Source organism: Halorubrum aquaticum (assembly GCF_900113615.1).
GTDB lineage: Archaea > Halobacteriota > Halobacteria > Halobacteriales > Haloferacaceae > Halorubrum > Halorubrum aquaticum.
Genome location: NZ_FOPZ01000001.1, coordinates 154,156 through 173,316, shown reverse-complemented (window position 1 = coordinate 173,316; position 19,161 = coordinate 154,156). Strand labels below are relative to the sequence as shown.

19 protein-coding genes and 1 tRNA gene are annotated in these 19,161 nt (G+C 69.3%); 10 read left to right on the top strand and 10 right to left on the bottom strand.

Annotation, left to right across the window (positions count from 1 at the left end; genetic code table 11):
- Positions 1-25 precede the first annotated feature (25 nt).
- Positions 26-823 (top strand): ZIP family metal transporter, encoded by a 798-nt coding sequence (locus tag F3H10_RS00840; protein WP_149782965.1) that lies wholly within the window; start codon positions 26-28, stop codon positions 821-823.
- On the opposite strand, the gene F3H10_RS00835 is transcribed toward F3H10_RS00840, so the two are convergent.
- Positions 820-2,304, bottom strand: a complete 1,485-nt coding sequence (locus F3H10_RS00835; protein ID WP_149782964.1) for a cytochrome P450 — start codon at positions 2,302-2,304, stop codon at positions 820-822. The genes F3H10_RS00840 and F3H10_RS00835 overlap by 4 nt on opposite strands.
- A gap of 121 nt (positions 2,305-2,425) precedes the next feature.
- Here F3H10_RS00835 and F3H10_RS00830 point away from each other — a divergent pair, with 121 nt between their 5' ends.
- Positions 2,426-3,136, top strand: coding sequence for a helix-turn-helix domain-containing protein (locus tag F3H10_RS00830; protein ID WP_149782963.1), 711 nt, complete (start codon positions 2,426-2,428; stop codon positions 3,134-3,136).
- Positions 3,137-3,414: 278 nt separating this feature from the next.
- Positions 3,415-3,864 (top strand): GNAT family N-acetyltransferase, encoded by a 450-nt coding sequence (locus F3H10_RS00825; protein ID WP_149782962.1) that lies wholly within the window; start codon positions 3,415-3,417, stop codon positions 3,862-3,864.
- Between the two features lie 270 nt (positions 3,865-4,134).
- On the opposite strand, the gene gatE is transcribed toward F3H10_RS00825, so the two are convergent.
- Positions 4,135-6,018 carry a Glu-tRNA(Gln) amidotransferase subunit GatE gene (gene gatE / locus F3H10_RS00820; protein ID WP_149782961.1) on the bottom strand — a complete coding sequence of 628 codons (1,884 nt, stop codon included), beginning with the start codon at positions 6,016-6,018 and terminating at the stop codon, positions 4,135-4,137.
- A gap of 121 nt (positions 6,019-6,139) precedes the next feature.
- On the opposite strand from gatE, the gene F3H10_RS00815 reads away from it, so the two are divergent.
- Complete coding sequence (locus tag F3H10_RS00815; protein WP_149782960.1) at positions 6,140-6,535, top strand: DUF7344 domain-containing protein; 396 nt, start codon at positions 6,140-6,142, stop codon at positions 6,533-6,535.
- Positions 6,532-7,236 carry a DICT sensory domain-containing protein gene (locus F3H10_RS00810; RefSeq protein WP_149782959.1) on the top strand — a complete coding sequence of 235 codons (705 nt, stop codon included), beginning with the start codon at positions 6,532-6,534 and terminating at the stop codon, positions 7,234-7,236. Before F3H10_RS00815 ends, F3H10_RS00810 begins: the two co-directional genes overlap by 4 nt.
- Positions 7,237-7,384: 148 nt before the next feature.
- On the opposite strand, the gene F3H10_RS00805 is transcribed toward F3H10_RS00810, so the two are convergent.
- Positions 7,385-7,469 (bottom strand) — tRNA-Leu (locus F3H10_RS00805).
- A 163-nt stretch (positions 7,470-7,632) separates the two neighbouring features.
- Between F3H10_RS00805 and F3H10_RS00800 the strand changes: the two genes are divergently transcribed.
- Positions 7,633-8,193: a DUF420 domain-containing protein gene (locus F3H10_RS00800; RefSeq protein WP_149782958.1), complete on the top strand. Its 561-nt coding sequence runs from the start codon at positions 7,633-7,635 to the stop codon at positions 8,191-8,193.
- 72 nt (positions 8,194-8,265) lie between these two features.
- Here the strand turns inward: F3H10_RS00800 and F3H10_RS00795 are convergent, their stop codons facing one another.
- Entirely contained in the window at positions 8,266-8,952 is a 687-nt protein-coding gene (locus tag F3H10_RS00795) for a halocyanin domain-containing protein (RefSeq protein WP_149782957.1), read from the bottom strand.
- A 260-nt stretch (positions 8,953-9,212) separates the two neighbouring features.
- On the opposite strand from F3H10_RS00795, the gene F3H10_RS00790 reads away from it, so the two are divergent.
- On the top strand, positions 9,213-9,554 hold the full coding sequence (locus tag F3H10_RS00790; protein WP_149782956.1) for a DUF7471 family protein: 342 nt from the start codon (positions 9,213-9,215) through the stop codon (positions 9,552-9,554).
- 26 nt (positions 9,555-9,580) lie between these two features.
- On the opposite strand, the gene F3H10_RS00785 is transcribed toward F3H10_RS00790, so the two are convergent.
- Genes F3H10_RS00785 through F3H10_RS00775 form a run of 3 tightly spaced genes read right to left on the bottom strand, consistent with a single transcriptional unit; the run spans position 9,581 to position 13,271 of the window.
- On the bottom strand, positions 9,581-10,444 hold the full coding sequence (locus tag F3H10_RS00785; protein ID WP_149782955.1) for a copper ABC transporter permease: 864 nt from the start codon (positions 10,442-10,444) through the stop codon (positions 9,581-9,583).
- Positions 10,441-11,199, bottom strand: a complete 759-nt coding sequence (locus F3H10_RS00780; RefSeq protein WP_149782954.1) for an ABC transporter ATP-binding protein — start codon at positions 11,197-11,199, stop codon at positions 10,441-10,443. Before F3H10_RS00780 ends, F3H10_RS00785 begins: the two co-directional genes overlap by 4 nt.
- Complete coding sequence (locus F3H10_RS00775) at positions 11,196-13,271, bottom strand: NosD domain-containing protein (protein ID WP_149782953.1); 2,076 nt, start codon at positions 13,269-13,271, stop codon at positions 11,196-11,198. Before F3H10_RS00775 ends, F3H10_RS00780 begins: the two co-directional genes overlap by 4 nt.
- Positions 13,272-13,377: 106 nt before the next feature.
- On the opposite strand from F3H10_RS00775, the gene F3H10_RS00770 reads away from it, so the two are divergent.
- Positions 13,378-13,962, top strand: coding sequence for a nitrous oxide reductase accessory protein NosL (locus F3H10_RS00770; RefSeq protein ID WP_149782952.1), 585 nt, complete (start codon positions 13,378-13,380; stop codon positions 13,960-13,962).
- Between the two features lie 25 nt (positions 13,963-13,987).
- Here F3H10_RS00770 and F3H10_RS00765 read toward each other — a convergent pair whose 3' ends face one another.
- From F3H10_RS00765 to F3H10_RS00755, 3 genes are all read right to left on the bottom strand, one after another.
- On the bottom strand, positions 13,988-15,190 hold the full coding sequence (locus tag F3H10_RS00765; RefSeq protein WP_149782951.1) for a trans-sulfuration enzyme family protein: 1,203 nt from the start codon (positions 15,188-15,190) through the stop codon (positions 13,988-13,990).
- Between the two features lie 67 nt (positions 15,191-15,257).
- Positions 15,258-16,745, bottom strand: coding sequence for a cryptochrome/photolyase family protein (locus tag F3H10_RS00760; RefSeq protein WP_149782950.1), 1,488 nt, complete (start codon positions 16,743-16,745; stop codon positions 15,258-15,260).
- Between the two features lie 71 nt (positions 16,746-16,816).
- On the bottom strand, positions 16,817-17,407 hold the full coding sequence (locus F3H10_RS00755; protein ID WP_149782949.1) for a DUF7344 domain-containing protein: 591 nt from the start codon (positions 17,405-17,407) through the stop codon (positions 16,817-16,819).
- A gap of 477 nt (positions 17,408-17,884) precedes the next feature.
- Here F3H10_RS00755 and F3H10_RS00750 point away from each other — a divergent pair, with 477 nt between their 5' ends.
- Positions 17,885-18,481: a DUF7344 domain-containing protein gene (locus F3H10_RS00750; RefSeq protein ID WP_149782948.1), complete on the top strand. Its 597-nt coding sequence runs from the start codon at positions 17,885-17,887 to the stop codon at positions 18,479-18,481.
- 10 nt (positions 18,482-18,491) lie between these two features.
- On the top strand, positions 18,492-19,064 hold the full coding sequence (locus tag F3H10_RS00745; RefSeq protein WP_149782947.1) for a DUF7344 domain-containing protein: 573 nt from the start codon (positions 18,492-18,494) through the stop codon (positions 19,062-19,064).
- The last annotated feature ends 97 nt before the right edge of the window (positions 19,065-19,161 follow it).

Genomic DNA, 19,161 nt, shown 5'->3' with positions numbered 1-19,161 from the left:
GCCACGACGAGAACTCTTGACACGGATGGCCCTTCTCGAGAACCTCACGTTCGTCTTCCTCGCGGGACTCGTTACGGCGCTCGCGACCGGGCTCGGCGCGCTCCCGTTCTTCTTCTTCGAGTCCATCAGCGACCGCGGAAACGTGGTCCTCTGGGGACTCTCCTCCGGTATCATGGTGACCGCGTCGCTGTTCGGGCTGATCGACGAGGGATTGGCCGAGGGGACGATCGTGGAAGTCGCGGTCGGGATGGCGGTCGGCGTCGTCCTCGTGGTCGTGGCACACCGCGTCCTCGCGGACGCGGAGGTCGACCCGCACGAGTACGAGGAGGCGGACTTCCGCAAGCTCGTGTTGATCCTCGGCGTCCTCACGGTTCACAGCTTCCCCGAGGGCGTCGCCGTGGGCGTCTCGTTCGCCGACCTCGGGTTGGAGGGCGGCGTATCCGTTCTGGGATTCACCGTCCCCGCGCTCGCGGTCTTCATGACCGTCGCGATCTCGATCCACAACGTCCCCGAGGGGACGGCCATCTCGATCCCGCTGCGGGCGATGGACGTGCCCGAGTGGCGGATGGTGTGGTGGGCGGTGTTCTCGAGTCTCCCGCAGCCGATCGGCGCGGTGATCGCGTTCGCGTTCGTCCGGGTCGCCCGGGAATTCCTCCCGTACGGGTTCGGGTTCGCCGCCGGCGCGATGGTCTACCTCGTCCTCACGGAGTTCCTTCCCGAGGCGCTCGACGCGGGCGAGGGGCTTCCCTACGGCGGCAAGCGCGAACTCGCCGGCGGGATACTCCTCGGCGCGGCGGTGATGGTCCCGCTGGCGTACGTCTAGGGGTCGTCCGCCTCCATCTCGGCGGCCAGTTCGCGGACCCGAACGCGGACCGGTCCCGCCGGGCGCGTGTTCGCGCTGGCGCGAAGCTCCAAGTCCCCGTCCACCGCCTCCAGTCGGACCCGCCGGAGGAGCGTCGCCGTGGCGAGTCGGAGCTCCTGGCGGGCGAACCGCATGCCGATACAGTGGCGCGGCCCGCCGCCGAAGGGGAAGTACGCGTACTCCGGACGCTCGCCGACGGCCGGGCCGGGTGCCTCGTCGCCGACGGAGACCGCCCCCGACGGCGACTCGTGAAGCCACCGCTCCGGCCGGTACGTCTCCGGGTCGTCCCACCATCGACCGTCGCGGTGGACCACCCACGGCGAGAGCGACACCACCACGCCGGCGGGGATCCGATACCCGCCGAGCGTCACCGGTTCGGTCGGCTCCCGGAAGAAGGTGTGAACCGGCGGATACAGCCTGAGCGCCTCGTTTATCGCGGCGGTGAGCGCCGGGCAGTCGCGGACCTCGGCGGCCGTGGGGTCGTCGTCGAACGCCGCGACCTCCCGCCGGACCCGCTCCTGGATGTCGGGGTGCGTCGCGAGCGCGTGGAGCGTGTACGTCAGGCCGAGCGCGCTCGTCTCGTGGCCGGCGAACAGGAACGTCACCGCGTTGTCGACGAGCTCGTCGTCGTCGATCGCTCCCAACTCCGCGGCGGCGACGAGCGTCCCGAGGAGGTCGTCGGCCGAGCCCGGATCGGCCGGCGGACCGGCCGCGCGTCGGTCGTCGACGAGGTCGCGTAACGTCTCCCTGAGTGCGTCGAGTCGGCGGCGATACCGCCGGTTCGTCGGCGTCGGAACCCACTCCGGCAGAAAGGAGGCCAGCCGCCGCATGTCGAACCGCTCGGTGATGCTCTCGGCGGCCGCCCGCACCGTCTCCCGTTCGCCCTCGATGTCGTCGCCGAGGAGCCCCTCGGCGAGGACCGAGAACGCGTACTCCGTGGCCGCCTCGTGGAGGTCGACCGCGTCGCCGTCGTCCCACCCGTCGACCGTCCGCCGGGCGTGTTCGGCCATGGCGTCGCCGTACTCGTCGACGCGCTCGCGGAAGAACGCCGACCGCACCGCGGTCCGCTGTTCGCGCCACCGTTTTCCCTCCGCGAGGAAGAGCCCGTCGCCGAGGAGGTTCCCGAGCTGCTCGCGGGGCATCTCACCTTTGACGTAGGTCGCGTGGTCCTCGACGAGGACCCGCCGGATCGCGTCCGGGTCGGTGAGGAGGTAGCTCTCCGTGCCGAACACGTCGTACCGGGCGACGCCGCCGCGTTCGGCCGCCCGACGCTCGTAGAAGTCGAGCCCGTCGGCGGCGATCGCGTGGACGTTGCCGAGGACCGGAAGCCCGTCCGGATCCGGCGGGCGAACGGGCGTCTCACTCCCCTCGCCGTCGCGACCCGCCGCGCCGGTCGCGGGTCGATCGCTTCCGCCATCGTGTCGCCGAACGGAGTCGCTCATGTGTCAGGATCGATCCGCCCGCGTGCTGACGCTTGGGGCGGACACGTCCGCCTGTTTTTATTGGGTTGACGCGTGCGGATCGGCTCGTACCTTCAAGTCGCCGGCGGCCGACGACCCCCGCATGCGGTACGTCCACGTCGAGTTCCGGTTCCCCCCGTCGATCCGACACCCGATGCACGACTTCCTCGACTGCGATGAGGGCTGGCGCTCGGAGCTTCTGACCTGGCGACGGCTCGACGACGGGACGCTCGCGACGCTGTTCCGGGTCACCGCGCCGCGAGAGCCGTACCTCGAACGGCTGCGGGCGGTCGACTCGATCGAGCGGTTCGAGATCGGGCCGGCGAGCGGGTCCGCGGCCGCCGACGGCGACGGGGACGGTAGCGACGGCGCGACCGCGGAGGGAGACGAGACCTTCTACCTCAGGGCACACGAGACGCTCGACGGCCCCCTCGACGCGTTCCTCGGCGCGTTCCTCGAGACCGAGTTCCTCTCGGTTCCGCCCGTCGTGTACCGCTCCGAGGGCCGACTCGCGCTCGGCGTCGTCGGCCCGCCCGACCAACTGCGCGGGGCGCTCTCGGCGCTCCCGGACGCGATCGACGTCGACGTCGACCGGATCGGCTCGTACGACGGCGGGAGCCGGCTCGCCGGTGTCGAGGTGACCGACCGACAGGCGGAGGCGCTCCGCGCGGCGCGACGGGCCGGGTACTACGACGTGCCGCGCACCGGGTCCGTCGCCGACGTCGCCGACGCGCTCGACTGCTCCTCCTCGACGGCGGGTTCACACCTCCGGAAGGCGGAGGCGGCGCTCGTCGACGCGTATCTCGACGGGTGAGCGCGACCCCGTTGAAACACGCTCTTTTGGACGTGTTTCCGTCCGAAACGGCAGGTCGCTGAAGGTTACGAATCGGCCGTTGCCATCTCTATCGGGTCAAAGGGACGTTCCAGTGGTCGTACGAGATACGCGGCGCGAACGTAGCAGCGCTGGGACACCGATCTCGGGTTGATCGAACGTTCAAGACATGTACTAGGGAACTCGCCACGAGGGACTCGTCGTGTCAGCGGACGCGTGGTGTACAAGGCTTATTTTCTCACGCTCGGTCCGATGTAGACATGGAAAACGAGACCATCACTGAATTAGGATCTGAGAGCGAACTTCGCGAAGCATACCCGATCATCGATCAGTTGCGGCCCATCGGAGAAGAGGTGTTCCTCGAATTGGTCGCTGAAATGCGTGATGAAAGCGGGTATCGATTGTTCGGCCTCCGTGATGAGAACGGGTCCCTGGTAGCTGTCACGGGTTTCGTGAAGCAAACGAACCTCTACAGTGGATCCCACGTCTGGGTGCATGACCTCGTCGTTGACGAACCCGCCCGCGGGAACGGATACGGGTCGAAACTACTCTCCTGGGTATTCGACTGGGCGGAGGAACGGGACTGTACCTGTGTCGAACTGGCTTCCGGTCTCTGGCGTGAAGACGCTCACCGGTTCTACGAAGACCTCGACATGGAGAAGTATTGTTATACCTTCCAGAAGAGCCTCAGTGCCGAAACCCCCTACTGATCGGGCGTTTTCGGCATACCCTGGCGGATGGTTTCGAGATACGGACTCACTTCGCGGTTAGTTCAGCGTCAAGAAGACGGAACGGACGAGGTCTCCGCGATGGATACGTCCTCCACGTTCAGCAGTTCGTCCCTGACAGGTCTCGAGTCGGGTACGACCGGTGTGGGACGGCGTTATTCCGTATTGACCGGATCGGCCTAGAACGGGGCTTCGGACGAGCGTTCGAACGGAGCAGTGAGCGGAGGGGACGTCCGGACCGAGTCGGGAGTCCTACGAGCGCTTCGAGATCTCCTCGCGGAGGGCATCGGAGACGACCTCGCCGTCCGCCTTCCCGCGGAGCGCGCCCATCGCCTCGCCCATCAGGCCGGAGAACGCACCCATCCCCTCGGCTTCGACCTGGTCGGCGTTGCGATCGACGACCTCGCGGACCGCCTCGCGGACCGCCTCGTCGCTCACGCCCGAGAGCCCGGCTGCCTCGACGGCCTCCGCCGCAGAGAGATCGGGATCCGCCGCGAGCGTCGAGAGCACCTCCGGGACGCCTTCCTTCGCGAGGTCGCCCGACTCGACGAGCTCGAAGACCGCGAGGAAGTGGTCGTCGGTCAGGTTCTCGACGGACGCGCCGTCGCGTCTGATCTCCGTCGTCGTCGACTCCAGCGTGGAGGCGGCGAAGGTGGGGTCGACGCCGCGCTCGACGGCGGTCTCGAACAGCGGGAAGCGCCGGCCGAACGCCACCTGTTCGGCGAGCCCGCGGTCGAGGCCGAACGACTCGACGTATCGGTCGGTCTTCTCGTCGAGCAGCTCGGGCCGGTCGACGTCCGACGGGTCGGGCTCGACCGGCGGCACGTCCGTCTCGGGGTACATCCGTGCCGCGCCCGGCAGCGGCCGGAGGTATCGCGTGGTGCCGTCGTCGTTCGCGCCGCGAGTCTCCTCGGGGACGCCCTCGATGGCGGCGGCGGCGCGGTCCGCGGCGGCCTCGATCGCGAGGTCGGCCGTCTCCGGGTCGGCGGCGACGATCGCCACGGCGTCGTCCTCGCCCGCGCCGACCGACTCCCGGAGGGCGTCGACTTCCCCCTCCGTCACGCCGTAGGCGGGCAGCTCGTCGGTGTGGAAGATCCCGCCCGCGCCGTGGCGCTTGGCGTGGTCCGACAGCTCCGTGCCGAGCCGGCGGTCCGGCTGGATCTCCCGACCCACGAGTCCGTCGAACCCGTACAGCGGGACGGCGGTCACCTTCCCGCCCGAATCGAGCGCGCCCCGGATCACGCCGGAGTCGGTGTCGGCGAGGACGTCGGTGACGTCCCGTACGTCGCCCACGCTCGCGTCGCGCTCGCGGAGTTCGTCGCGGATCGCGAGCAGTTCGGCCTGTCGACCCACCTCGCCGCGGACGATGTCCTCGATCCCCTGGAGGTCTTGGACGCCTTTCACCTCCACGCGTGCCCCCTCGGCGATCGAGACGTTGACGTCCTGTCGGATGGTGCCGAGCCCGCGTTTCACCGCCCCCGTCGAGCGGAGCAGCATACCGATGCGTTCGGCGGCCTCCTTGGCCTGCTCGGGGCTCCGGATGTCCGGGCCGGTCCCGATCTCGACGAGCGGGACGCCGAGTCGATCGAGCGAGTAGACGACGCCGTCGTCGGTCTCCTCGACGCGCTTTGCGGACTCCTCCTCCAACATGAGGTCCTCGATGGAGACGGCCCCGTCGTCCGTCTCGATCTCGCCGTCCTGTCCGAGCAGGATCGACCGCTGGAAGCCGGAGGTGTTCGAGCCGTCGATCACGAGCTTTCGCATCACGTGCGCCTGGTCGACGACGCTCACGTCGAGTAAGTCGGCGATCTGGAGCGCCACCGACAGCGCCTCCTCGTCGACGCGGCGGGGCGGCTCGTCATCCTCCTCGACCAGACAGGTGGTGTCGTACGCGAGGTAGGTGAACTCGCGGTCGACCCGGCTCTCCTCTACGGCGGCCTGGTCGAGCTCGCCGAGTTCGCTCTTCGTCGGGTGGAGCCGCCGGGTGAGTTCCCGGTCGGCCTCGGCGGGGTCGCGCTCGACGGTCGGGGAGTCACAGAACAGCTTCGTCGCCGTATCGAGCTGCTGGTGGATCTCCAGCCCGGCGACGAGACCCAACTCCTCGTGGTCGTACTCGGGGGTCGCGTCCGTACTCATTACGCAGTACTCCGGCAGGCCGGGACTAAAAGGGTGGCAGTTCGGGCGGAACGTCGGTCCGGAAGCGACCGGCGAAACGCGGAGTGATGATTTATTGTCTCAGAGACATATACGCGCACGCATGGGAGATCCAGGTGAAGCGCCTGATGGGCGAAACCACGCGGTGGGTGAGATCCCACCGCGATTAGCGGAGGACCAGTTCTATCGGGCGCTCACCTCGCCCCACCGTCGACGTCTACTCCATTACGTACTCGAAAAGGAGGAATCCACCGTCGAGGAGCTCGCGACGGTCCTCAGTGGGTGGGAAGCCACCACAACGGGAACGATGTACACGTCGGCGGACCGATCGGAGGTCCTCCTCCAACTCCTCCACAACCACCTGCCGCGACTCGATGATGCGGAACTGATAGAGTACGACTCGAACGTCGGCACCGTCCGGCGTGGATCGCTCCATCCACGGGTCGCGGACGTCATTCGGTGGAGCGTCGAGGCTGAACGACCTGACGAATCGGGATGACGTTCAGTTCGTTGATAGCCGAGATCCAGGGGAGGCGGCAACGAGTCGTCGTCTACAGGAGCGGTGACCGACTCGAGATCGAGACGTGGTTCGCCGATCACGGCGTCGACGTCGAGTCGCGATCGCTCCCGGCGGACGGTCCGAACCCGTTCCTCGAGATCGAAACCGACGGCGAGGTCACGGGCGTTATCGGAGTCGAGGCGGTCGAGGCGTTGCTCGAGCCGCCGATCCGCCGACCGGACGACCGAACCGGGATATCCGACGGATACCGAGCGCTGTTCGATGTCCTCGAGAGGACGGTGTTTTCCGGGATGAACCGCCGAGAGCTCCTCGCAGTCAGTCGCGAGATCGAGGACCGCGCGTTCCGTGTCGGCGACGGCACCCTGTGGGTCAGTTTTCAGACCCTCTCGACGTTCAGGTCTCAGACGGAGGTGTATCGAACGCTCGGTGCCGAAACGAGCCTCGAGATCCACGTTCACGGCGTCGAGGACTGGGCCCCTCCAGCGATCCCCGGGATCACCTACCACACCGGGGAGGCCGCGAGATTCGAACCCTACTGGGTCCTCGCGTACGACGGTGGCCCCGATGAGGAACAGGCCTGCGGCCTCGTCGTCGAGGAGCGTTCGGACGAATACACCGGCTTCTGGACGAACGACCCGACGGTCGTCGAGGACATCGCAACGACGTTCGAGGCGGGTTGATCACGCACGGAGACGAACGAAACGCGGACGAGAGGCGAGCGAACGCGACGACGCCGTCGCTCGGAGCGTGGCGTCCGTAGGAATTGTGCGTGGGTGCTGTCGTAGAGACAACACCGTGCATCGGTGTGGCGGGTGTGCCGCCGTGCGATGCGTGGGACCGGATTTGAACCGGCGGACCTCTACAGGACAGCGCCCTCAACGCTGCGCCGTTGGCCTGGCTTGGCTACCCACGCTCGCTGCGTTCTGTCGCGTTTCGTCGTACCCCGTCCCTGATTAAAAGCCCTTCCATTCGATACCGGCGTGCCGACCGATGGCACCGACCGATCCGGGAGAACTCGCGTCGATGAACGCGCCGGGACCGGCACCGGTTTGCCGCTCCGGACCGACTTCCGATCCATGCGAGAGTGGGCCCGCGAGAACGTCCCGACACTGACCGCCGTCGCCTCCGTCGCGTCGCTCGCGCTCGTCTTCGGGGCCGTCGGCGGCGTCGTTCCCAGCAGCGTCCTCCCCCGCGCGAGCGACGCGACGCTCGCCGCGATCCCGCACCTGAACGCCGCGATCTCCGCGACCGCGATCGTCACGATCCTCCTCGGCTGGCGAGCGATCTCACGCGGGAACGTTCGACGACACCGGGCGTTCATGCTGGCGTCGTTCGCGCTGTTCTCGGCGTTCCTCGCCGGCTACCTCTACCGGTTGATCCTCGTCGGAACCGCGGAGTTCCCCGGCCCGGAGGTCGTCTACACCTACCTCTATCTCCCGTTTCTCGCGGTCCACGTCCTGTTCGCGATCGTGTGTATCCCCTTCGTCTTCTACGCGCTCCTCCTCGCGGCCACCCGACCGCACGGGGAGTTGTATCACACCCGCCACGCGCAGGTCGGGTTCGTCGCCGCGGTCCTCTGGCTCGTCTCCTTCGCGATGGGGATCGGCGTCTACGTCATGCTGTATCACGCGTTCTGACGGCGCGACCGAGAAGGGACGTGCGTTCGGTCGTGACGGCGTCGAGGTCGTGACCCGCGGACGGTTCCGTCGCTACCGGTTCTTCTCCGCCTTTCGGTGGGCCGCGTAGAACAGCGGCACGAGGAGGGAGCCGGCGACGCCGAGGCCGAGTGCGAGCGCGCCGACGTCGCTCGAGGAGAGTTCGCGGCCGCCCCCGCCGGTCGTCGACTCGTTGCCGTCGCCGCCTCCATCGCCGTCGTCGCTTCCGTCACCCTCGCCGCCTCCACCGTCGCCCGGACTCACGAGATCGTCGTCGACGCTACCGATGGCGACTGAACCCTTCATGTTGACCGCCTCGTGGGGTACACAGAGGTAGTTGAAGACGTCGCCCTCGCTCGCGTCCTCGAAGGTGTATTCGAAGGTATACCCCTCCTCGCTGACCGTCTCGCCGCTGTCGAACGCCCCGTCGTCGGCGACCACGTTGTGCGCGCCGCCCTGACCGGTCCACTCCCACACCACCGTCGTACCGGGGTCGATCAGGATCGCGGCCGGGCCGAAGAGCAAGCCGGTGTCGCCCGCGCCGACCTCGACCGTGACCTCGCCCTGCCCGCGGTAGTCGTGGGTCCCGTCGTAGTTCTCGACGTCCTCGAGCCACCCGTCGTACTGGGCGGCCCCGGTTCCGGTCCCCGTGGCGAGTCCCGCCGCCGCGACGGCGGTCGCGCTCCCCGCCCGCAGGAGTCGGCGACGACTCATCGACGCCTCGTCGGCGTTCCCTGTCATACGCGCATGTCGGACGGTCGGCGTATTTAAGCTCCCGATACGTTCCGCCGCCTGAGAACGCGATCCGGCCCCGGACCGGGATTCGGGACGGACGCCCCGGCCCGTTCGTGAGGAGGGATCCAACCCGACCGGTAGCCCGATCCGACCGGTGGTCCACCCCGACCGGAGATCCGTCGGGTTCGGGAGAGACGGATCGTTCGCGGGGGACTCCGAGGGACTCCGAGGTGGTTTCATACTCGAGCGCGCGTAACTCCCGACACATGGTTCCGCCGACTGCGCCGCTCTCGACCGTCTCGTGGGGGGTCGAGGGATCGCTCCCGATACTGGCCGTCGTCGTCGTGGCGGGGATCGGGACGGGCCTCCTCTTTCTCGTGAGCCTCGTCGCGTACGGCCGCCGTCGCACCGGTCGGCACTTGCTGATAAGCGTCGCCGTGGGGGCGCTGTTGGCGCGCTCCGTCGTCGGCGCGGGGACCGTCCTCGGCTACGTGCCGATGCCGGTCCACCACTTCCTCGCGCATAGTCTCGACTTCCTGATCGCCGCGACCGTGCTCTACGCCGTGTACGCGTACGCACCCGGGTCGGTCCCGAGCGGGACGGAGTGACGGCTCACGGTCCGGTCCCGCGCGTATCACTCGGCGAGTCGCGCTCTGACGCCCTCGAGGAGGACCTCCAGCCGGTCGCCGTACGCCAGCGTCACGGTCGAGACGGCGATCCCGACGACGGTCCAGCCGAGGAGCGACCCGATCGCCCGACCGACGTCGACGAAGCCGCCCTGCGGCGCGAACGCGACGCCGACCACCTCCTCGAAGACGAGCCCGCGGAACGCCCCGTTCGGGGTGAGCGCGAGGAGTCCGGGGATCGCCGAGGGGGAGGTCCCGGTCGCGAGCGACCGCAGGACCGCGAGGTCGCCGCCGAGAACGCCGCCGACGAGCGCGAGGACGGCGAGTGCGACCGCGCCGCGCCGGCTCGAGGCGACCGCGGAAACGACGGTCGCGAGGGAGAGATACGCCGCGCCGAACGGGACGAGCAGTCCGAGGAATCGGAGGTACAGAAGCGGAGAGTCGACCCCGGAGTGGGTCGCGAAGATCCCGGTATCGGGAGCGGCGGTCGCCCACACGAACCCCCCGACCATCGCGTACGGGACGACGACGACCGCCAAGAACGCGAGCGAGCGGGCGAGCATCACCCCGGCGACGTAGCCGACGACGCCCACCGGATACGTCCGGATCACCGCGAGCTCGCCGCTGTCGGCGTCGACGAGCAGCGCACGATAGCCCACCACGAACGCGACGAGCGGCACGACGACCTCCGTCACGGGGAGCAGGTCGACGACGGCGGGAACGAATCCCGTCGCCGCGCCGCCCCCGACCGCGACGACGCCTCCGAGGAGGGCGAGCAGTCCGACCGCGAGGACACCGTATCCCGGCGTCCGGAGGACGGTCGCCAGCTCGCGACGGAACACGGTGTCGACCGCGAGGATCCGGTCCCTCATCGCTCCGAGACCCCCGTCACGTGGACCGCGCTCCGCTCCTCGCGAACCCCCTCGTCCGCTCCGACCGCGTCGCCGGCGACGACCGCCCGGTAGAGCCCGGCGACGTCGTCGACGCCGCGGTCCGAACACAGTCGGTCTCGAGGACCCGCCGCGACGACGCGACCGCGGTCGAGGACGACGACGCGGTCCGCGTGCTCGTCCACGAGGTCGAGGTCGTGTGAGCTCACGACGACGGCGGTGTCGGCACCGGACGCGTCGGCCGCCGTCCGGAACGCACGCTCGCACATTCCCGGATCGAGCCCGCTCGCCGGCTCGTCGAGGACGACGAGCGGGGGGTCGCCGACGGTGGCCTGGGCGATCCCGAGCAGCCGGCGCATCCCCCCGGAGAGCGCACCGACCCGTCGGTCCGCCGCGTCGGAGAGGCCGACGCGCTCGAGCGACTCGTCGGGGTCGTCGCCGGCGAGACGGGCGTAGAACGCGAGCGTCTCGCGCGCGGTGAACTCCTCGCGGAACGGGACCCGCTGTGGCAGGTACCCGATCGCCCGGTCGACGGCCGGTCCGACGTACCGCACGCGTCCGTCGGTCGGATCGACCGCCCCGGCGAGGACGCCGAGCAGGGTCGACTTGCCCGACCCGTTCGGGCCGATCACGGCAGTCACGCCGGGACGAACCGCGAGCGAGACGTCCTCGAGGACCGCGACGCCGCCGTACGTTCGGGTGACGCCCGACAGCTCCGCGAACGGACCGTCGCTCACCGGCGACCCCCCACGTCGACGAGGCCGCGTGTCCTCACGTTCGATAGCCGGCTCCTCGTCCCGTCCGTCGCGTTCCGATCGTGTGCGTTCATCGTGTGGTCGAGTTCGCGTCGCCAGTCCGGGTGGACCGGTTCCGAGTCGGGGTCCGTCGCCGCGGCGATTCGCTCGGGAGCGTGCGGCTTCGGGGCCGGCGACGGGTCGACGACGCTCCCGGATCGAGCGCCGGGGACGGTCCCGCGAAGCCGGTCGAGGAGGACGACCGCCGGCGACTCCCGAAGCGCCGCCGCGGCGATCTCGCGGTGGAGCGCGGCGTCAACCGGGGAGGTCGGGCGGTACGCCCGCTCGCCGGGCTCGTGGAGCCCGACGCTCGCGCCCTCCCAGTGGTTCCCGCGGTCGCCGACGGCCCAGACCCGCAGCGCGCCGGGGCCGGCCTCCGCGTGGACCTCGTTGCCGACGAAGTCGTTCGCGACGACCCGGCTCGAGGGAACCACCGTGGTGGCGTGCGCGCCCACCTCGTTGTCGACGGCGACGTTGCGCTCGTAGAGCGATCCGCGGGCGCTGGTCGAGAAGCCGAGCCCGTTGTCCGCGAGGGTGTTGTAGCCGACGTACGAGCGGGTGCCGGACGCCTGGATCCCCGCGCCGGAGCCGCGGACGTCGTTGCCGACGATCGCGTTCCCGGACGGGCGAGTCATCACGGTTATCCCGCCGAACTCGGCGTTCCGGAAGGCGTTGTCCGCGATCAGGGCGTCGCCGGTGTACATGAGGTGGGTGCCGTACCGGTTGCCGACGAACGTCGAGTTCCGGATCACCGACCCGTCGGCACGGTGGAGGTAGACCCCGTCGCGTCCCCCCTCGAACCGGCTGTCGACCACGGTCACCCGCGACTCCATCCCGGTGACGCCCATGAACCCGTCCCGCCAGTCGTCGCTGCCGTCGACGCGGAGGTCGCGGAGCACCGCGTCCGAGCCCTCTCGGAGGAGCACGCCGCTCGCGTTCGTCTCGATCGCGACGTCGTCGACGAGGAGGCCGGGGGCGTCGATCGCGCGGATCCCCGCGTCGCCGTGGCCGTAGCCGAGTTGGATGTTGGTGTCCCAGGTCCCGTCCTCCTCGGCGGCCTCGGGGTCACGCGTTCGGTTCCCCACGCCGTCGATCGACAGTCCGGAGAGGGTCACGTTCGGCGCGCGGACCGTGATCACCGAACCGTTCCCGTCGCCGCGGATCCGCGCGCCGTCGCCCGCGATCACCACCGACTCGTTCACGTCGACCGTCTCCTCGTAGGTGCCCGCCGGGACGACGACGGTCGCGTTCGGCGGCGCGGCCGCCGCCGCCGCGTCGATCGTCGGGGCGTCCTCGCCGACGACGATCAGGGCGTCGCCGCCGGCCGAGGTCGATCGATTCCCTCGATGCCGATCACCGGCGGACGCCTCCGCGTCGGCGATCCGACGGTCGGCCGCCGCCCAGCGAGCCGGCGCCATCGACCGCGCGGTCGCCGCGGAGTCGACATCGAACGAGCGGTCCCGGACGGCTTCCCAGTCGAGGAGGCGCCCCCCGTGTTCGGCCGCGAACAGTTCGGCGTTCGTCCGCTCCGCGAACGGCACGACCGTCTCGCCCGCGGGACTGTGCGCCGCGCTTTCGGCGACGTAGGTCGCCTCGTCCGCGGGTACCCAGTCGGTCGACCGCTCCGCCTCGAAGAGCCCGTCGTCGGTCACGCCGGGGTTCCCGCCGTCGAACGTCTCGACGTAGACGACGAGCGGGTAGCCGAACTGGCGCTCGGTCCGTCCGTCGTCGAGCGACGCCGCGAACGACTCGACCCCGTTGTAGCCGACCACGTACTGGAGCTGCGAGTAGAAGACCTGAGCGCGGGGTATCCGCGCCGACCCCGCCATCAGCTCGTCGGTCTCCGAGGAGAGCCCGAGTTCGACGGCGTCGTCGTAGGCGACGGGAGCGGGCGTCGCCGTCGACGGGTCCGCCGCGTACGCGCCGGCCGTCGCGACCCCGGCGAGGACCGCGAGGACCGCGACCGCGACGAGGAGCCGCCCGAACCGGTCGCCGTAGGGGTCGAGGATCGCCACGTCGTCGGTTCGATCGGCCCGGATATAGCCGATCTGGTTCGTTCCTCGAACGGACGCGCGGATCCGTTCCGAGGGGCTAAGGCGGCCGAATTCGAACGTTTAGTCGATGAAAACACACGACGGATCGACGGCGTCGCGGCGACGGGTGCTGGGTGGGATCGCGAGCGGTGTCCCGCTCGCGCTGGCCGGGTGTCTCGGTGGCGGTGCGGGCGGGGACGGCGAGGGATCGATCTCGCCGGTCTCGCTCGACGGCGAACACGCCTGCGACCAGTGCGGGATGATCGTTCGGGATCACCCCGGGCCGGTCGGCCAGGTCCACTTCGCGGACGACGAGCCCGAGGGCGGCAGGCCGGCGCAGTTCTGTAGCAGCGTCTGTACGTACACCTACCGGTTCGACGCCGAGGACGGCGGCCGCGACCCGCTCGTGACCTTCCTCACGGACTACTCGCTCGTCGACCAGGAGGTCTTCGAGGAGGGGTCCGACGTCACGTTCTCCTCGCACGTCGAGTCGTCGGCGTTCTCGCGGACGACCGAGCTCACGGTGGTCGCCGGCAGCGACGTGGTCGGATCGATGGGACCGGAGCTGGTCCCGTTCGGCGAGGAGGCGGACGTCGAGGCGTTCGTCGCCGAGTACGGCGGCGAGCCGATGGACGCGGAGGCGGTCGACCGGGGGACGCTCGAGGGGTTGTGAGCGGGACCTGCGTCCCGGAAGGAACTCACGACGTGAGTCCGTCGAGCGAATCCTCGACGTCGCGGAGCAGGTCCTCCCGGTGTTCGGTACCGACGCTGAGTCGGACGAGCCCCGGCGGGATCCCCGCGCGTTCCAGCTCCTCCCGCGAGAAGTCCTGATGGGTCATCGTCGCCGGGTGTTCGGCGAGGCTCTCGACCCCGCCGAGGCTCTCCGCGAGGACGAACACGTCGAGGTCGGCGGCGAAGGCGGCGGCCGCCTCCCGCCCGCCGGCGAACTCGGCGCTCACCATGCCGCCGAAGTCGGCCATCTGCTCGCGGGCGACCGCGTGGTTCGGGTGCGACTCGAGGCCCGGGTAGTACGCCCGCTCGACCGCGTCGTGGCCGTCGAGCAGCGCGGCGACCGCCGTCGCGTTCCGGCAGTGTCGCTCCATTCGCGCCGAGAGCGTCTTGATGCCACGGAGCGCGAGAAAGCACGCGAAGGGTCCCGGAGTGCCGCCGCGGGCGTACTGGTAGTAGGCGATCTCCTCGGCGAGGTCGTCCTCGCGGGTCGCGACCGCGCCGGCGACGACGTCGGAGTGGCCGCCGACGTACTTCGTGAGCGACTCGACGACCAGGTCGGCCCCGCGCTCGAGCGGCCGCTGGAGGTACGGCGACGCGAAGGTGTTGTCGACGACGAGCAGCGGGTCCCCGGGATGGTCGTCGACGACGCCGGCGGTCGCCTCGATGTCGACGATCCGGAGCGTCGGGTTCGTCGGCGTCTCGGCGTAGACCATCGCGGTCTCCTCGCGCATGGCGTCGGCGATCGCGCCGGGGTCGGTCGAGTCGACCACGGTCGTCTCGATCCCGTAGCCGGCGTACACCCGGGTCAACAGTTCGTGGGTCTCGGCGTAGACGCTCTCGCCCACGACGACGTGGTCGCCGCCGGTCAGGAGCGAGCACACCGCGTCGATGGCGGCCATGCCGCTGGCGAACGCGGCGGCGTGGCTCGCGCCCTCCAGGTCGGCGAACGCGCCCTCCAGGTCCTCCCTCGTCGGCCCCGAGATCCGCGAGTAGCGGTGGCCGCCGCGCGGGCCGTCCATCGTGTCGTACTCGTACGTCGAGTTGGCGTAGATCGGCGTCGCGAGTGCGCCGTACTGGTCGTTTCTCGCGCTCGCGTGGACCTCCCTCGTCTCGAAGCTTCGATCGCGATCCGGGCCGGGTCCTCTCTCGCCCGCTCGCTCGTCGGTCATGGATCCGTCTGTCGTCCGGGCGTGATAAAGTCCCGCGACCGACGGGTGGGATCGGTTCCGCTTCGCTCTACTCCTCGGGGTCCTCGCCGCGGGCGCGCTTGTACGTCGCGAGCGCCTCCTCGCGGCGCGCGGAGTGGTCGACGATCGGGTCGGGGTAGTCGGGCGCGGCGTTCGTGCGCTGGGTCGGGGTGAGCTCGTGCCAGCCGTGGACGACCTCGGGGTCGACGCCGCGAAGTTCGGGGACGTACTCCGCGACGTACTCGGCGTCCGGGTCGTAGCGTTCGCCCTGCGTCATCGGGTTGAAGATCCGGAAGTACGGCTGCGCGTCGGTGCCGGTCGAGGCCGCCCACTGCCACCCGCCGTTGTCGTTTCCGGTGTCGTGGTCGGCCAGCTTCTCGCGGAAGTGATCGTAGCCGTGTCGCCAGTCGGCCAGCAGGTCCTTCGTGAGGAAGGAGGCGACGATCATCCGGACGCGGTTGTGGACGTACGCCTCCTCGCGGAGCTGGCGCATCCCGGCGTCGACGACCGGGTAGCCCGTCTCGCCGCGCTTCCAGGCGGCGATCTCCTCGGGGTCGTCGCGCCAGTCGATCCCCGCCTCGTACGACTTGTAGTTCTCAGTAACGACCTCGGGGTTGTGAAACAGCACCTGCGTGTAGAACTCGCTCCACGCCAGTTGCGCCCGGAACTCCTCGACGCTCTCCGCGGCGTCGTCCTCGGGTCGGTCGCCGGACTCCGCGACCGCCATCGCCTCCTCGGTGGCGGCGTAGACCTCCCGGACCCCGATCTCGCCGTACTTCAGGAACGTCGAGAGCCGCGAGGTCGCCCCTCGAGCGGGGTAGTCGCGGTCGTCCTCGTAGCCGAACACGTCGTCGTCGAGGAAGTCCGCGAGCCGTTCCCGAGCCGCCTCGGTCCCCGCGGGTCCGACCGCGGCGTCCGGCTCGGCGAACCCGAGGTCGTCGGGCGTCGGGAGGTCGCCGGTGGCGATCAGATCGACGGACTCGACGGCCGTCTCGCCGATCCGGTCCGCGATATCGGCGAGGACTCCCCCGTCGACGAGGTCCGACGCCTCGGGCGTCGGGGCCGGCGGGTCCTTCTCGCGGTCCCGCCACTTCTTTCGATAGTAGGAGTACACGGAGTAGGGGTCGCCCGCGTTCGTCCGGATCGAGTCGGGCGTGTGTAACACCCTGTCGTGGTGCGCCTCGCGAGCGATCCCGGCCTCCTCGAGCGCGCGCCGCACCGCCGCGTCCCGCTCGCGGGCCAGCCCCGAGTAGTCCCGGTTCCAGACCACGCGATCCGCGTCGAGGCCGTCGGCGACGGCCGGCAGGACCGCCGTCGGGTCGCCGCGAGCCACGAGGAGTTCGCTCCCGCGGTCGCGGTAGGCGTCGCGTAGCGCCGCGAGCCCGTCGAGCAGGCGACGCACGCGAACGTCGCTCGCGTGTGCGAGCACGTCGGGATCGAGGACGAAGACCGGCGCGACCGCGTCGCGATCGACCGCGGCCGCGAGTCCGACGTCGTCCGCGACGCGAAGGTCACGTCGATGCCAGAACAGCTCCATGGGTCCGCCACGGCGGCCGGGACCGTGAAACCACCGTCACGCCGGTCGACGCTCGCGCCGCTTTCCGGCGGTCAGAGTCGCCGGCCGCGCGTGTATCGGACGTGAGCGACCGCCGAGACGAGCAGGAGGAACGTCATCGCGGCCATCACGACGGCCGGGCCGAGCGCGGTGAACGGCGGCGTTCCGGTGGCGTACGCGAGGGTGACCGCGGCGAAGAGTCCCGTCAGTCCGAGGTAGAACTCCGACCAGGTGAACTCGTTCTCGCCGACCACCTCGAGGTACGCCTCGAAGTCGTCCGCAGCCGGTGCGAGCGTTATCAGCCCGGTGTTTCGGTCGTACTCGATCACGCCGCTGCGCTCCATCCGTGGAAGGTGCGACTGGTACAGCGAGGTGTAGAGGCGCTTCCGCTGGGTGTAGGTCACCTCGACCGGGTCCACGCCGTTCTCCTCGGCGGCGATCGTCGTCGCCAACTCGCGGAGCTTGATCTCCCCGCCGTTCTCGGAGAGGAACCGCAGGACGTGTCTGCGTCGTCCGTTGCTCAACAGCGCGAACACCTCGTCGGTCGGGATCCGATCCGAGTCGCCGTCGGTCGGTGTCGGGTCCGCGGATCCGTCGTGGTCGCCGTCCGGTACGTCGCTTCGTTCCGTTGATATCTGATCCATCTCGGGGTACTCGTCTTCCTTTCGCCCGTCGAGGTCGATCGGACCGATCCGGTCGCCGGTAGGCGGAAAGGCCGTTTCATCGCGGCCGGTCAGTCGTCGTTCACTACGGGAGGCGTCGATCGGCGGGGCGTTTCCGTCCCCGCGTGACTCTGCGACGGATCCGCAGGCGACCGCGCTCCGTGGACCCCGCCGCGGCGTCGTTGAGGTACTTGACACCTCGTCACATATTAACAGTTCCTATCGTTTCTTTTCTTATACGACCGACGGGAACGGACGACCAAGGGACTCGTCCCTCAATCCGGAACCCTTCGGGGAGTACATCGCCTTCGATCCGTCGATATTCGGCGTGTAGAGGTCGTTTCTCGACTGATCGCGTGACCGGCTCGTCAGCGATCCAAGTCCCGTCACGCTAATTATTGTCTGACTAATGTGAAATTAATTAAACTTTAGTGACCCCATTCTGTAGTCTCCGGATCGATGGGGGGATCAACGGAACTCACCGCCTCGAACGAAGCGGCGAGCCCCTCAGACGCCGGTTCGACCGACTCGGAGGGGCCGACGCGCGACGAGATCTTCGACGTCCTCTGTAACGAACGGCGGCGGTACGTGCTCGAGTACCTCCGGGAGTCGTCGGAGGAATCCCTCCATCTCTCCGAGATGGTCGACACGATCGCCGCATGGGAGAACGACAAGGACGTCGTCGAGATCGAGTACGCGGACCGAAAGCGGGTGTACACGGCGCTCCGACAGACGCACCTCCCGAAGCTCCACGAGACCGGGGTGATCGAGTACGACAGCCGACGGGGCGAGTTGCGTCCGACCGACGGGATGGAGGACGTCCAGCTCTACCTCGATTACGTCCCCGAACACGAGATCCCGTGGGGACAGTACTACCTCGGGCTCTCGCTCATCGCGGCGCTGCTCTTTCTGGGATCGGCGTTCGTCGAGACGGTCTACGGTGCCGTCTCGCTGTCGACCGTGGCGGTCGTCGTCGCGGCGTTTCTCGTCTCCTCGAGCGTCCACACGTATCGAACCCGTCGAAACGACGTTCATCGAACGCCCCGGAAAACCTGAGTGATCCGGGATGCGCTCGCTCCGCCGCCGACCGAACCGATCCGCGGCCGCGGAGGGAGCGTTGCCCCGTGAGACGGTCTTCGAGATCCTCCGTAACGAGCGGCGACGACACGTCCTCAGATACCTGAAGGCCCACGACGGCGGTCCGGTCGCGTTCGGGGACCTCGTCGAGTACGTGGCGGCGCGTGAGAACGACACGACCGCCGAGGACCTCACCTCGGTCCAGCGCAAGCGCGTGTACGCCGGACTGACGCAGACGCACCTCCCGATGCTCGAGGACCGCGGGGTGATCCACTACGACTCCGAGACCGGACGGGTCGAACTCACCGCGAGAGCCCGGCAGGTGGAGTTCTATCTCGAACCGGTCCCCGAGAGTCGGATCCCCTGGAGCTACTACTTCCTCGGGCTCTCGCTCATCGGCGTCGCCGCCCTCGTGATGGAGGCGCTCGCCCTCCCGCCGTTCGACTCGATCTCGGTGGTTCTCCTCCTGGGACTCATCGTCCTCGCGTTCCTGATCTCGTCGGCCGCGTGCGTCCGGGAGACGAACCGAAACCGGCTCGGTTCCGACCTCGACGAGGAGTGATCGGACGACGCCGGACGCGATCCGATACGGCCCGCGCCGGTTCGGTTCGCCCCGACGTGGACCGGTCAGAGCCGACCGTGACCGGACGGAGAAGAAC

Excerpts from the sequence above, each read along its gene's own strand:
- F3H10_RS00750 (WP_149782948.1), top strand. The coding sequence starts at position 17,885 with ATGGGGGGATCAACGGAACTCACCGCCTCGAACGAAGCGGCGAGCCCC.
- F3H10_RS00830 (WP_149782963.1), top strand. The coding sequence starts at position 2,426 with ATGCGGTACGTCCACGTCGAGTTCCGGTTCCCCCCGTCGATCCGACAC.
- F3H10_RS00840 (WP_149782965.1), top strand. The coding sequence starts at position 26 with ATGGCCCTTCTCGAGAACCTCACGTTCGTCTTCCTCGCGGGACTCGTT.
- F3H10_RS00800 (WP_149782958.1), top strand. The coding sequence starts at position 7,633 with ATGCGAGAGTGGGCCCGCGAGAACGTCCCGACACTGACCGCCGTCGCC.
- F3H10_RS00815 (WP_149782960.1), top strand. The coding sequence starts at position 6,140 with ATGGGAGATCCAGGTGAAGCGCCTGATGGGCGAAACCACGCGGTGGGT.
- F3H10_RS00825 (WP_149782962.1), top strand. The coding sequence starts at position 3,415 with ATGGAAAACGAGACCATCACTGAATTAGGATCTGAGAGCGAACTTCGC.
- F3H10_RS00795 (WP_149782957.1), bottom strand. The coding sequence starts at position 8,952 with ATGACAGGGAACGCCGACGAGGCGTCGATGAGTCGTCGCCGACTCCTG.
- F3H10_RS00745 (WP_149782947.1), top strand. The coding sequence starts at position 18,492 with ATGCGCTCGCTCCGCCGCCGACCGAACCGATCCGCGGCCGCGGAGGGA.
- F3H10_RS00810 (WP_149782959.1), top strand. The coding sequence starts at position 6,532 with ATGACGTTCAGTTCGTTGATAGCCGAGATCCAGGGGAGGCGGCAACGA.
- F3H10_RS00785 (WP_149782955.1), bottom strand. The coding sequence starts at position 10,444 with ATGAGGGACCGGATCCTCGCGGTCGACACCGTGTTCCGTCGCGAGCTG.
- F3H10_RS00755 (WP_149782949.1), bottom strand. The coding sequence starts at position 17,407 with ATGGATCAGATATCAACGGAACGAAGCGACGTACCGGACGGCGACCAC.
- F3H10_RS00770 (WP_149782952.1), top strand. The coding sequence starts at position 13,378 with ATGAAAACACACGACGGATCGACGGCGTCGCGGCGACGGGTGCTGGGT.
- F3H10_RS00790 (WP_149782956.1), top strand. The coding sequence starts at position 9,213 with ATGGTTCCGCCGACTGCGCCGCTCTCGACCGTCTCGTGGGGGGTCGAG.
- F3H10_RS00765 (WP_149782951.1), bottom strand. The coding sequence starts at position 15,190 with ATGACCGACGAGCGAGCGGGCGAGAGAGGACCCGGCCCGGATCGCGAT.
- gatE (WP_149782961.1), bottom strand. The coding sequence starts at position 6,018 with ATGAGTACGGACGCGACCCCCGAGTACGACCACGAGGAGTTGGGTCTC.
- F3H10_RS00835 (WP_149782964.1), bottom strand. The coding sequence starts at position 2,304 with ATGAGCGACTCCGTTCGGCGACACGATGGCGGAAGCGATCGACCCGCG.
- F3H10_RS00760 (WP_149782950.1), bottom strand. The coding sequence starts at position 16,745 with ATGGAGCTGTTCTGGCATCGACGTGACCTTCGCGTCGCGGACGACGTC.